This is a genomic window from Gordonia aquimaris, from assembly GCF_026262595.1.
In the GTDB taxonomy this organism is placed as follows: Bacteria; Actinomycetota; Actinomycetes; order Mycobacteriales; family Mycobacteriaceae; genus Gordonia; species Gordonia tangerina.
Genome location: NZ_JAPKFM010000010.1, coordinates 64,369 through 77,415 on the forward strand (window position 1 = coordinate 64,369; position 13,047 = coordinate 77,415).

Below are 13,047 nucleotides of genomic sequence, written 5' to 3' on the forward strand. Positions count from 1 at the left end.
CGCGCGGACGCGATAACCCGTCACCGACTCAGTCCGGGTACCTTCCGCTCGGCAGCGACGGCGAAATAGCGCTCCGAGCCGTCGAACTTGAGGCCGGCAAGACCCGCACCCGGCTCCACCGACGGTTCGATGGCCGCCACCTCGCGCTCGGCGGCGAGGATCTCGGTCACCGAGCCGAACTCACTGAGATGGGTCAGCTGCGCCCAGGTCGGCGGCAACAGAACGTGCTTGTCGGCGACCCAGAGGTCGAGCGCAGCGCGCGGGGTGGCCCACCCGGCCACCTCGGCCTCGGTGGTCTTGTCGTCGGCGGTCTGCCCCGACGGCAGTGCGGCGATGAAGAACCGCGTGTCATATCGACGTTTCTCGATGATCGGGGTGATCCAGTGCGCCAGCGGGCGCAGCAGGTCGGCCCGCAGACTGAGTCCGGCATCGCGGAGGAACTGCGCGAACGACAACGACTTGTCCACGAGGCCGGTCCGTTCGGCGCCGAAGCTGTCCGGATCGGGAAACGAGCCGTCGGGCCGGGACGCCAGCAGGACACCACACTCCTCGAACGTTTCGCGGACCGCCGCGCACACCAAAGATTGCGCGGTCTGTTCGTCGGTGTGGAACGCGTGGGCCCACCAGTCGGCGCCGGGCCCCGTCCAGTCGATATCCGCTTCGGCGTCGCGCGGGTCGACGCCCCCACCGGGAAAAACCGTGACGCCGCCGGCGAAGGCCATCTGCTGCACTCGACGCTGGAGGAAGACCTCAGGCCCGTCGGCGGTGTCTCGTACGAGGACCACCGTGGCGGCGTCTCGCAGCGGGGCGGGTTCGGTCGGCTGCGATGAACTCATGATGGTCGTCTCCTGTCTGACGTAATCGGTGGTCCGATTCCCCTGACAGTAACGCCCTCGGGTCAACCGGCTGCGCGCCGATGCCCGCCGGCCCGCCGCGCACGGCGGGCGAAGTACCGGCCGCCCGGTCGGCTCAGAGTGATGCGCTGCCGAAACGCGGTCGACAAATTCTCACTGGTGAGCACGTCGTCGAGTAGTCCCTGCGCCACTATTTCCCCCTCGGAGAGCAGCATCGCATGGGTGAACCCGTCCGGGATCTCCTCAACGTGATGGGTCACGAGCACCATCGCCGGCGCCTCCGGATCCGCGGCGAGACGCCCGAGCCGATCCACGAGTTCCTCGCGGCCCCCGAGGTCGAGGCCCGCGGCCGGTTCGTCGAGCAGCAACAGCTCGGGGTCGGTCATCAGCGCGCGTGCGATGAGCACGCGTTTGCGCTCCCCCTCGGACAGCGTGCCGAAGCTCCGGTCCGCCAGATGCTCGGCACCCATCGATTCCAGCGATTCCACGGCCTGGCCACGATCCATGTCGTCGTAGCTCTCCCGCCACCGCCCGACCACCGAGTAGCCGGCGGAGATCACCAGGTCGCTGACGATCTCGTTCGGCGGCACCCGCTCGGCGAGCGCCGCGCTCGAGACTCCGATCCGGGTGGACAGCTCGCGCACCTCCACTCTGCCGAGCTGCTCGTTGAGCACGAACGCGGTGCCCGAGGTGGGATGCTCCTGCGCCGAGGCCAGCCGCATCAGCGACGTCTTGCCCGCGCCGTTGGGCCCGATGATCACCCAGCGTTCGTCGAGCTCCACCTGCCAGGTCACCGGGCCCACCAGGGTGTTGCCACCCCGCACGAGAGTGACATCGCGGAAGTCGACCAAGAGATCGGGATCGGATTCGTACACGTCGTCGGCGCCACTGCGATCACTCGGTTTCGTCACCCCCCTATCGTGCACCACGTCTCGCGTACCCGTCGTGAGCAGGGCGACACATCCTCGGGCAGAACACAATCGGGCAGCGTGGAATACCCGACGGGACCGCCGCCTTGAGAAGGACATGAGTGTTGACTTGTCCATCCTCGACCTGGCTCAGGTCGGCTCCGGTGAAACGGTCGGTGAGAGCTTTGCCGCCAGCGTGGACATGGCGCAGCGCGCCGAGGCCTGGGGCTACCGACGCATCTGGTACGCCGAGCACCACAACATGTCCAGTATCGCCTCGGCCGCGCCGGCGGTACTGATCGCGCATATCGCCGCACACACCGAAACCATCCGACTGGGCGCGGGCGGGGTCATGTTGCCCAACCATTCGCCGCTGGCCATCGCCGAACAGTTCGGCACACTCGCCGAGTTGCATCCCGGGCGCATCGACCTGGGGTTGGGCCGCGCGCCCGGCGGAGACCAACAGACGTTTGCCGCCCTTCGTCGGAGCATGGCTTCGGCGGATCGGTTCCCCTCCGACGTCCTGGAGCTGCAGGCATATCTGCGCGGCCGCTCCCGGGTCGAGGGCGTTAATGCCACTCCCGGCGCCGGCACCGACATCCCGCTCTACATCCTCGGGTCGTCGTTGTTCGGCGCGCAGTTGGCCGCCGCCCTGGGGCTGCCGTACGCGTTCGCATCGCACTTCGCCCCGCAGGCGCTGGAAGAGGCGGTGGCCCTGTATCGACGGGAGTTCCAACCGTCCGAGCAGCTCGACGCTCCGTACGTGATCGCCGGGGTGTGTGTGATCGCCGACGAGGACGAGGCCGTGGCTGCCGAACAGCTCCGCAAGGCCAAGCGGGCCCGGGTCAACGCGTTGTTCGCCCGGGATCGCCGGTTCTCCGACGAGGAGGCCGATATGGTGCTCGACATGCCGCAAGGTCGGCAGATCGAGGCGATGATGACGTACTCCGGCGTCGGCACCCCGGCGCAGGTCACCGACTACCTGGACTGGTTCACCGGCCATGCGCACGCCGACGAGCTCATCGTCGCGTCGATCGCCCCGGATCGCGACGTCTGGCTCAACACCTTGGCCCATATCGCGCCAGCACGAGCGTTGTCGGCGGCTGGTGACTGACCACCGGCGTGTCAGACCCCGGGTCCGGCCAGGCGGAAATCGGCGAAGTCGAAGCCGGGTGACACGACGCAACTGACCAGCGCTGGTTCATCCCCGACCGGCCGCGCGCGTTGCCACGTCGCCGGGGGCACCACGGCTTGGGGCTGCTGCCCATTCGCGACATCGGAACCGACGACGATCCCGGTCGGTGTCCTCGGCTCCTCGGCGTCGCCGCCGAGTTCGAGCAGGACCGGTGATCCCCGATGGTAAAGCCACAGCTCGGTGCTTCTGACGGCGTGCCACGCCGACCGTTCTCCCGGCAACAGCAGGAACAGGATCGCCGTGGCCGCAGCGCGGTCGCCCGAATAGCTCTGCGGCAGGACGCCGGCGGGCACGGTCACCGGGCTGCGCCAGGTCTCTCGGTACCAGCCGCCTTCCGGATGCGCCACCAGGCCCAGTTCGCGCGCCCACGGCGGTAGCAGGTGCTCGTTCATGAATCGATCACCTCCGCGATCACCGTCACCGAACCGGGCGCGATCTCGGTGAACCCGGCATCGCGCACCGCCACCGCGTCACCGCGGGCATCGGCGTCGAGCAGTGCTGCGAACGACTGCGGGGTGGCCGCGCGGACCGTCAACGGACAGCCCGCGCTCCGCCAGGAGCGTGCCTGCTCTGGTTCCATCAGCTTCACCGCGAGCATCGCCGCGTGCCCCACCTGTGCGGCCGCCTTGCCCACGGTCATCGTCACTCCCGGGTTGAGCCAGAGGACGACCCCCGCGTGATCCGGGTCTGACGAGGGCTCACCTGGCAGGTCCGTGCCGCCGATCTGCAGGCGCGAGATCCGGCGATCAACATCCCCCACCCGCCCGGGTACCAGCGCGCGTGCCTGTGCCCCGCCCTCGGTCACAGTCAGACCCCAGACTTCTTGCGCCGCAGCCCATTGTGCACCTCGAGCACGCCGCGCGATCTTCCGGATGCGGGCGGCACACCAGGCGTCCATCGGCGTCGCCCAGGGGCCGTCGCCACCGCAACGATCGTCGAGACACAACAACGCGACGGCGCGCGCCGCGGCAATCAGTACGTCCGCACGCGCCGGTGGCTCCGTCTTCTCGATGCGCAACACCATCTGCATGGCCAGCACGTCGGCAGGGTCCGCCGGATCCGCACCGCCGCCGACATAGGTCTGCAGGCGCCGGAATGCGTCGTCGAACGGATCGTCAACGCCGCCGTTGATCGCGAGATTCTCCGGCATGACGGCCGTCAGCTGAGCGGTACTCGACGCAGCACCCCGTCGGCGGCGTCGGCCGCCTCGATCTCGTCGCGGGTGACACCGAGGATGAACAGGACCGCATCGAGGAAGGGGTGACTCAGCGCGGCGTCGGCGACCTCACGCAACGCAGGTTTGGCGTTGAAGGCGATCCCCAAGCCGGCCACGCTGAGCATGTCGATGTCGTTGGCACCATCGCCCACCGCGATGGTCTGCTCCATGGCGACCCCGACCTGATCGGCGAACGCCCGCAACGCCTTCGCTTTGCCGGCCCGGTCGACCACCTCGCCGATCACCCGGCCGGTCAGTTTGCCGTCGACGATCTCGAGCGTGTTGGCCCGCACGAAGTCCAGTTCGAGTTCGTGCGCCAGGCCATCGATGACCTGTCGGAAGCCGCCGGAGACCACACCGCAGTGGTATCCGAGCCGGTGCAGGGTACGGATGGTGGTGCGTGCGCCCGGCGTCAGTTCCAGCGAACTCGCGACGTCGTCGATGACGCTGGCATCGAGTCCGGCGAGCACAGCCACGCGCTGATGCAGCGATTCGGAGAAGTCCAGTTCGCCGCGCATCGCGGCCTCGGTGACCGCCGCCACCTCGGCTTCGCGGCCGGCACGCGCCGCGAGCATCTCGATGACCTCGCCCTGGATCAGGGTGGAGTCGACGTCGAAGACGATGACCCGTTTGGCGCGTCGCGCCAGACCGCCGCGTTCCACCGCGATGTCGACGCCGTGATCGGCCGCGACCGCGGCGAGGCCCTTACGCAATGCGGCATCGGCGGCCACGTCGTCACGTCCGGTGCTGACCATCAACTCGAGTCCGGTGAGTGGGTAGTCGGCCACCCCCCGGATGGAGTCGATGTTGACGCCCTGCTTCGCCAGCGCTCCGGCCAGCGCCCGGAATGCGCGCGCGGTGACCGGACTTCCCAGCACCACCACCGCGTGACTCGACGGACGACGGCCGGCACTGGCTGCACCCACTTCGACGATGACGTCGATCCCTATCGAGGCCATCGCCTGTTCGACGACATCTTGGACTTCCTCGGCATCGCCGGCGGCGGACACCAGCACGCCGAGGGTGAGGCGGCCGCGGATGACGACCTGTTCGACGTCGAGCAGGCTGACCTGCTGACCGGCCAGCGCACCCATCAGCACCGAGGTGACGCCGGGTTTATCCGGTCCGGTGACGGTGATCAGAACTGTTGTGTCGCTCGATTCGTTGACCACGTGTTTCGCAGAGTGCGTGCGCGTCAGCGCGGATCCGGGTCCGGCGAACCCTCGTGGTCACCGACCGTCAACGGACTACGTCGCGCGTCTTCCATGTGGCGGTCCTTGCCCGAGTTGTGACCGGCCCCGACGTGCGCCTCGGCGCGCATCCGTTCGATCATGTGCGGATAGTGCAGCTCGAACGCCGGACGTTCGGAACGAATCCGGGGCAGCTCGGTGAAGTTGTGCCGCGGGGGCGGGCAGCTGGTGGCCCACTCGAGCGAGTTGCCGAAGCCCCACGGGTCGTCGACGGTCACGACCTCGCCGTAGCGGTAGCTACGGAAGACGTTCCACAGGAACGGCAGTGTCGACAGGCCCAGGATGAACGCACCGACCGTGGAGATGGCGTTCAGCGTGGTGAACCCGTCGGACGGCAGGTAGTCGGCGTAACGGCGCGGCATACCCTCGTTACCCAGCCAGTGCTGCACCAGGAAGGTGGTGTGGAAGCCGATGAACGTCAGCCAGAAGTGGATCTTGCCCAGTCGTTCGTCGAGCATGCGTCCGGTCATCTTGGGGAACCAGAAATAGATGCCGGCGTAGGTGGCGAACACGATGGTGCCGAAGAGCACGTAGTGGAAGTGCGCGACCACGAAGTAGCTGTCGGACAGGTGGAAGTCCAGCGGCGGGCTCGCCAGCAGCACACCGGTCAGACCACCGAAGAGGAAGGTGACGATGAAGCCCACCGAGAACAGCATCGGTGTCTCGAACGTCATGTGACCGCGCCACATCGTGCCTATCCAGTTGAAGAACTTCACACCGGTCGGCACCGCGATCAGGAAGGTCATGAAGGAGAAGAACGGCAGCAACACCGCACCGGTGACGTACATGTGGTGCGCCCACACCGCGACCGACAGGGCCGCGATGGCCAGCGTCGCATAGATCAGACCGGAGTAGCCGAAGATCGGCTTGCGCGAGAACACCGGGAAGACCTCGGACACGATGCCGAAGAACGGCAGCGCGATGATGTAGACCTCGGGATGTCCGAAGAACCAGAACAGATGCTGCCAGAGGATGACGCCACCGTTGGCCGGGTCGTAGAGGTGAGCACCGAATTGGCGGTCGACCTCCAGGCCCATCAGTGCGGCGGTCAGCAGCGGGAAGACCAGCAGGATCAGCACGCTGGTGACCAGGATGTTCCAGGTGAAGATCGGCATGCGGAACATCGTCATACCGGGCGCGCGCAGACAGACGACCGTGGTCACCATGTTCACCGCACCGAGGATGGTGCCCAGACCACTGACGGCCAGACCCATGATCCACAGATCAGCGCCGTAACCCGGCGAGTGGATCGCGTCGGTCAATGGCGTGTATGCGGTCCAGCCGAAGTCGGCGGCACCACCCGGGAGCAAGAAGCCGCTGAGCGCGACGCAGGCACCGAAGACGAACAACCAGAAGCCGAACGCGTTGAGCCGCGGGAAGGCGACGTCCGGCGAGCCGATCTGCAGCGGCAGCACGAAGTTGGCGAAGCCGATCACGATCGGGGTCGCATACAGCAGCAGCATCACCGTGCCGTGCATGGTGAACAGCTGGTTGAACTGCTCCGTCGACAGGAACTGCATACCAGGGTGGGCGAGCTCACCACGCATCAGCAGCGCCATCAGTCCGCCGATCAGGAAGAAGGCGAAGCAGGCGGTGATGTACATCATGCCGATCAGCTTGTGATCGGTTGTGGTGATCAGCTTGTAGATGAACGAACCCTTGGGCTGGTAGCGCTCCGGAAAGGGACGCACTGGAGCCACTTGCGTGGTGGGCTGGTCAACCGCGGTCACAGATCCTCCTCGTTGCACAACCGCCGGGGTCGGTCACCTGCTACTTCCCCGCGGTCGCCACATGAACAAAACGAGCGCTGGTAACTGATCCTAAACCCTCATACAGACGGTGGCCGAGTGGGTCCTACGATCTGTCGTATTCGAGCTCATCCATCCACTGTAGCCGCAGGTCAGTGAGCTAGGGGAGGCCGACGCGCGGCGCGCTGGCGAGCGCGTGGGCATCCATCGGGACCGACCGGATCCGCCGCGGGAGGTCGACGGGTCCGCCGGTGCTAGCGTGATCGCGTGCATCGCAGTGTGGTGACCCCGCTTCCGACCGGCCGCCATCGAGCCTCGTGGCCCCGGCGGGTTCCGCGCGTGGGCGGCGTCGCGGTGGCGGTTCTGCTGGCCGGCGCGCTGGCAGCGTGTGCTGGCGAGGAACCGTTGACGACGCCGGACGGGTCACCCATCTCGACGGTGACCACCCGGGTCGCCGAGGTCAACATCGTCAACGCCGATCGCGATCTGACACGCACCTGCCTGGCACCGACCGCACCCGATGCCGGGCAGACCGACGTCGCGCGCATCGCGGTGACCGACCCGGGCCTGCTCGATCCGATCTGCGCACTCGGCATCGGACCCAAGGTGGTCGCGGTGACGTCCGACGCAGGCTCGATACCCACCTACCTCGGCCCCCAACTCGGATCTGTCCCGACCATCGGCACCTCGCCGGACCCGGCGACGGCCGGCGAAGCAGACCCCGACGTCGTGCTCACCACCGACCGATCGGCGGCGTCGGCCGAGGCCTTCGCCGATGCCCGCGTGGTGACAATTCCGACCGACGGCGATTGGCAGGCGCAGTTCCAGGCGGTCGCCGACGCGCTCGGGCGCAGCGAGAGCGGCACCCGACTGCTCGAGGAGTTCCGGACCGAGACCCGCAAGACCGGCCGACGGATGGACGCCGCGCACAACCAGGTGTCTCTGGTCCGGTTCACCGGAGACTCGGAGATGATCGCGGGCACCGACAGTTTCGCCGGTCAGATCTTGTCGATGGTCGGAGTACAGCGACCGGAGCCGCAGCGCTCACCGCGATCGTCCACGGTCACCGACCAGAACTTCACCGATGCCGACGCCGACCTGATCTACGTCAGCTTCGTCGGCGACGAGGGTCAGGCGCACGGAGAAGACGTCCTGCTCAGCGATCGTTGGCTGGACATGGGCGCACCGACCTGGAAACGGGTGCTGTCAGTGGACGACGACATCTGGTATCGCTCGTCCGGCCTCGCGGCCGCCTGGCTGGTGCTCAACGACCTGAAGGGATCTCTCGATGGCAACTCGTGACCTCGCCCAGCTCGCCCAGACCCTGCTGGATCTACACCGTCCCGGCGATCCCGGTGTGTTCCCCACTGTGTGGGACGCCTGGTCGGCAAACATCGCCGCCGACGCCGGCTTCGCCGCGCTGACCGTCGGCAGTCATCCGGTGGCCGACTCGATCGGTCGTGCCGACAACGAGGGAATGACCTTCGACGAACTGCTCACCCGGGTGCGTCAGATCACCACGGCGGTCGAGATCCCGATCTCCGTCGACATCGAGTCAGGCTATGCCGAGGAGCCGGCACGTCTCGTCGATGGTCTGCTCGAGGCCGGCGCCGTCGGCCTCAACATCGAGGACACCGTCCACTCCGAAGGTGGTCGGTTGCGGTCGGCGACCGAACACGCCGACCTGGTGGGAGCGTTGCGGGCCGCCGCCGACGCCGCGGGTGTCGCGGTGGTGATCAACGCCCGCACCGACGTGTTCCTCAAACAGGTCGGCGAGGAGTCCGACCGGGTGGACCTTGCCATCTCCCGGCTCCGGCTGTGCGCCGAGGCCGGGGCACGATCGTTGTATCCGGTGGGCTTCCACAGCGACGACGTCCACCGTCGCCTGGCGGCGGAGTTGCCGTTACCGGTCAACGCGATCGGTCATCCCGCGCAGGACAATCGGGCACATCTCGCGGGACTCGGCGTCGGACGCGTCAGTTTTGGCCCGCTGTGGCAGATGAGCCTGGCCGAGCGGGCTCGCGAGTTGTTGACAGCCTGGCGCTGAGGCGGCCGGCGTCGGGGCGAGCATGTCCGACGGAGCGATTAGGCTCATCGGTGATTTGTTATGCCAGTCGATACACACCGAACCACTTCCTCCGGGCACCCAGGTGCCCTGCCCCTGCATGCGCTGTGGCGACCGGGGGTAGGACTGGCACTGTGGTGGTCGCGATCCGATGTCGGGCCCGACGACCTTCCCGAGGCGATCGGGGATCAATTGGCACGGCGGCGTTCTCGGCGGGAGATCACGATTACCGGGCCTGGCTCCGGCCGTGAGTTCATCAGCAGCATGACCTTGAGCACGTCGTCGGCGGTCGCACTGCTCGATCTGACCCGCCCGTACCCGGTCAGCGGCGAGATCGCGTGGTATCGGTATCTACTCGACGGCGTCCGCCGATCGGTCGCCGCCGGTTCGGTGGCCCCCGGCGTCGCCGACATCGCCGGCGAATCGCTTCTGCGTTGGCAGTCGGTACCGACGCCGGCATGGCGCAGTTGGCTGGCTGTGGTGGCGGCGGCCGCACCAGGGTTGGTCGCGGCCAACGGTGGCGCCGAGGCGATCACCGACATGATCGCCGAACTCGTCGACCACGAGTGTCGCGGCCGAATCGCGGCCGCCGGGCCGTTGATCGCCGACGATCCCCCCGCGGCATGGCTGATACGAGCACTGGCCACGGAACCACCGCCGCTATCACCATCGATGCGATCTCGACTACACATGGCGCAGTCGGCCTGGATGCAATGGAATCAGGCTGCACCGCAAGATGATTCGATGCTGATACTGCGACTGCACGAACCTGACGACGATGATGTGGAGTACGCCACCCGGCGGGCCGCCGATCAGCCCACCCTGTGGCGTCTACAGGTGTGCCGTCGCCATGCCGACGGTCGCATCCACGCGGTGGAACCGCAGCATCTCGACCAGCACGAACTCGATCGTGTCACCAGTGGCCTCGCCACCGCCGTCCGCGCCTTTCCCGAGTTGGCGCAGGCAGAACCCGACCGGCACTCCCTCGACTTCCTGCTGACCACACCCACCGTAGAGAAGCTGTTCGTCGAGGGCGCTGCCGCGTTGACCGAGGCCGGCTGCCCGGTGCTGCTGCCCCGGACTGTGGCCGAGGTGCGCCCGACGCTGGGGCTGCGCGCCCGGCCGGTGGCCACCAGCACCGGGCGCGCCGCGCAGATCGGCGTCGCCGAGATCGACGAGTTCGAATGGCGGTTGGCCCTGGGTGACACACCCGAGGCGATGACCCTGTCGGAGGCCGATCTCACCGACCTCGCCCGTCGTCAAGGCGACCTCGTCAAGATCCGCGGCACCTGGGTTCGCGCCGAAGGAGGTGCCCTGCACCGGGCCGCCGCGTTCATCCTCGGCCAACGTGCGCACGGCACATCGGACCATCCGGCCGACATGGGTGAGTTGTTCAATCTCGTCGTCGACTCCGTACCGGTACCGGTCACCTCGATCGACGGCCTGGCATGGCTCGACGACATCGCGGCCGGCGGTCGGCTGCGGCCCGCGGAGCTGCCCCCGCCGGCGACGCTGTGCGCACAATTGCGGCCCTACCAGCACCGCGGACTCGAATGGCTGGCCTACCTGTCCGACCATCGGATCGGCGGGGTGCTGGCCGACGATATGGGCCTCGGCAAGACGATCCAGATAATCGCACTTCTGTGCCATGAGAGAGGCGATCATCACGATCGAGCCGAGCCCGCGCCTGCTGCCGGTCCCACGCTGGTCATCTGCCCGATGTCGGTCGTCGGGAACTGGGAACGGGAGATCGAACGCTTCGCCCCGCATCTGCGGGTGGTGGTCCATCACGGGACGTCGCGCGCGGGGCACGCGACGATCGGCGAGGTCCTCGCCGGCGCGGACGTCGTGCTCACCACGTTCGCCATCGCCACCCGGGACCGGGAGATCCTCGGCCAGCGGACCTGGCGCCGGATCGTCGTCGACGAGGCACAGCATCTCAAGAACGTGGCCACCAAAGCAGCGAAGGCCGTGCGGGGCTTACCCGCCGAGCACCGGATCGCGCTCACGGGGACGCCGGTGGAGAATCGGCTGGAGGACCTGAGAGCAGTGATCGATCTGGTCAATCCGGGCATGCTGGGGTCGGCATCGCGGTTCCGCGCCCGGTTCGCCGAACCCATCGAACGCGATCGCGACCCGGCCGCGCTGCGGCGCCTCAACGCATTGACGCAACCGTTCATCCTTCGACGCGAGAAGACCGATCCGTCGATCATCACCGATCTACCCGAGAAGACCGACATCACGGTGCGTGCCAACCTCAGCCTCGAGCAGGCGGCGCTGTACCGCGCGGTCATCGACGAGCTGATGGAGGCGCTGCGCAGCAAACAGCAACGCACCATCCGTCGGCGCAACATCCTTGCCGCACTGACCCGACTCAAGCAGGTGTGCAATCATCCGGCGCATTATCTGGCCGACGGATCCGCGATGATGCGTCGTGGCAGGCACCGGTCGGGCAAGGTCGAGTTGGTGCTCGACATTCTCTCCACCGCGGCGGCCGAAGGCGATCGGGCGCTGGTGTTCACCCAGTTCGCGGCGTTCGGTGAGTTGTTGTCATCCTGGCTCGCCGAATCGCTGGGCACCGATATCCCGGTGCTGCACGGTGGCGTCAACCGCACCGACCGCGATGCGATGGTCGCCCGTTTCCAGAGCGGCGACGGTCCGCCGGCCCTGATCGCCACCCTCAAGGCCGGGGGCACCGGACTGAACCTGACGGCCGCGAACCATGTGCTGCATGTGGATCGCTGGTGGAATCCCGCGGTCGAGGACCAGGCCACCGATCGTGCCTACCGGATCGGCCAACATCAGCGCGTCCAGGTGCACCGATTCCTGTGCGTCGGGACATTGGAGGAGCGGATCGACGAGATGATTTCCGCCAAGCGTGAGCTGTCGCGACTCACGGTGCGGTCCGGCGAGACCTGGTTGACCGAGCTCGGCAACGACGAGTTGTTCGACCTGTTCGCACTGCGCGACGAGGCGGTCAGCGAGTGAGCCCGCGCGGCAGTCAACGTCGGACGCCCAGGGCCTCGGCGGCTCGCGCGTACGGCGCGACCCGGTGGGGCCGTAGTTTTGTCGACGTCGTCGAGGGCGCGCACACCGGCGATGCGGATCATCGGCGGATCACTCAGGCGCGGCGGTACTTTCGCGACCACCACGCCGAGCGCCTGCAGATCGGCGTGGCCCGCGTGACCGCATCGGTGCGTGGTAGTCAGCTCGACCCGTTCGAGGTGACCCTCACCATGCGAGCCGTCGATCCGGCGACCGTGGTCGCCCTGTTGCGTACGAACGACGCGACCGGAGAGCTGATGGCATTGACGCGCGGGGAGCAACCGTCGGCAATCGGCGAGTTGATCATGCCGACCGAGTCGGCCGACATCGCCGCCGACTGCACGTGTCCGGATGAGTCACCGCGGTGCATACACGTGTTGTGCGTCGCCTACGAGGTGGCCGCCGAGATCGACCGCAGTGCCGCGACCCTGCTCACCGTGATGGGTACCGACACCGTGCAGTTGCTGGCCGCGGCAAGCGAAGCCACGGCGCCGGCGGACGACTCACCGGCGGCCGACCGCGACACGGCGGTGGTTCCGGCCGTCGACTTCTACGGCACCAACGCCACGCTGCCGCCGCTGCCCACTCCCGGGCGGATGAACCCGATCATGGACCTCGATGCCGATGCGCTCCGCAAAGCGTTGCGCGCCTCGGGTATCGCGCCTGGCGACATCGGCGAGGCCATCGACCTGCTCGACGATCTCTACGACCGCATCCGCGACCGCCCGATTTCGTAGTATGGACCGGCGAAAATCGCCGGTCCGTA

11 protein-coding genes are annotated in these 13,047 nt (G+C 67.5%); 5 read left to right on the forward strand and 6 right to left on the reverse strand.

Translation table 11 applies throughout. The features are described 5' to 3' along the window. Positions 1 to 20 precede the first annotated feature (20 nt). Positions 21 to 836 carry an NUDIX hydrolase gene (locus OSB52_RS11445; RefSeq protein ID WP_266061728.1) on the reverse strand — a complete coding sequence of 272 codons (816 nt, stop codon included), beginning with the start codon at positions 834 to 836 and terminating at the stop codon, positions 21 to 23. Positions 837 to 898: 62 nt separating this feature from the next. Beyond that, positions 899 to 1,729, reverse strand: a complete 831-nt coding sequence (locus OSB52_RS11450; protein WP_235722785.1) for an ABC transporter ATP-binding protein — start codon at positions 1,727 to 1,729, stop codon at positions 899 to 901. A gap of 151 nt (positions 1,730 to 1,880) precedes the next feature. On the opposite strand from OSB52_RS11450, the gene OSB52_RS11455 reads away from it, so the two are divergent. Further along, on the forward strand, positions 1,881 to 2,876 hold the full coding sequence (locus OSB52_RS11455; protein WP_235722504.1) for an LLM class flavin-dependent oxidoreductase: 996 nt from the start codon (positions 1,881 to 1,883) through the stop codon (positions 2,874 to 2,876). 11 nt (positions 2,877 to 2,887) lie between these two features. Here the strand turns inward: OSB52_RS11455 and OSB52_RS11460 are convergent, their stop codons facing one another. Genes OSB52_RS11460 through ctaD form a run of 4 tightly spaced genes read right to left on the reverse strand, consistent with a single transcriptional unit; the run spans position 2,888 to position 7,153 of the window. Beyond that, entirely contained in the window at positions 2,888 to 3,349 is a 462-nt protein-coding gene (locus OSB52_RS11460) for a cupin domain-containing protein (protein ID WP_235722503.1), read from the reverse strand. Next, positions 3,346 to 4,107 (reverse strand): peptidyl-tRNA hydrolase, encoded by a 762-nt coding sequence (locus OSB52_RS11465; protein ID WP_266061730.1) that lies wholly within the window; start codon positions 4,105 to 4,107, stop codon positions 3,346 to 3,348. The genes OSB52_RS11460 and OSB52_RS11465 overlap by 4 nt, the downstream gene beginning before the upstream one ends. Before the next feature lie 8 nt (positions 4,108 to 4,115). Next, the gene (gene serB / locus OSB52_RS11470; RefSeq protein WP_266061732.1) at positions 4,116 to 5,345 is read right to left on the reverse strand and encodes a phosphoserine phosphatase SerB; all 1,230 of its coding nucleotides are present in this window, start codon (positions 5,343 to 5,345) and stop codon (positions 4,116 to 4,118) included. Between the two features lie 23 nt (positions 5,346 to 5,368). Next, positions 5,369 to 7,153 (reverse strand): aa3-type cytochrome oxidase subunit I, encoded by a 1,785-nt coding sequence (gene ctaD, locus OSB52_RS11475; protein WP_266061734.1) that lies wholly within the window; start codon positions 7,151 to 7,153, stop codon positions 5,369 to 5,371. Between the two features lie 285 nt (positions 7,154 to 7,438). Here ctaD and OSB52_RS11480 point away from each other — a divergent pair, with 285 nt between their 5' ends. From OSB52_RS11480 to OSB52_RS11495, 4 genes are read left to right on the forward strand one after another with little or no spacing between them, the layout of a single operon-like run. Then, a complete protein-coding gene (locus tag OSB52_RS11480) occupies positions 7,439 to 8,473 on the forward strand; it encodes an ABC transporter substrate-binding protein (protein ID WP_372474970.1) in 1,035 nt (344 codons plus the stop codon). Then, positions 8,460 to 9,218 (forward strand): isocitrate lyase/PEP mutase family protein, encoded by a 759-nt coding sequence (locus OSB52_RS11485; RefSeq protein ID WP_266061735.1) that lies wholly within the window; start codon positions 8,460 to 8,462, stop codon positions 9,216 to 9,218. The genes OSB52_RS11480 and OSB52_RS11485 overlap by 14 nt, the downstream gene beginning before the upstream one ends. A gap of 60 nt (positions 9,219 to 9,278) precedes the next feature. After that, entirely contained in the window at positions 9,279 to 12,224 is a 2,946-nt protein-coding gene (locus OSB52_RS11490; protein ID WP_266061737.1) for a DEAD/DEAH box helicase, read from the forward strand. Then, entirely contained in the window at positions 12,221 to 13,018 is a 798-nt protein-coding gene (locus tag OSB52_RS11495) for a hypothetical protein (RefSeq protein WP_266061738.1), read from the forward strand. Before OSB52_RS11490 ends, OSB52_RS11495 begins: the two co-directional genes overlap by 4 nt. Positions 13,019 to 13,047: the final 29 nt, after the last annotated feature.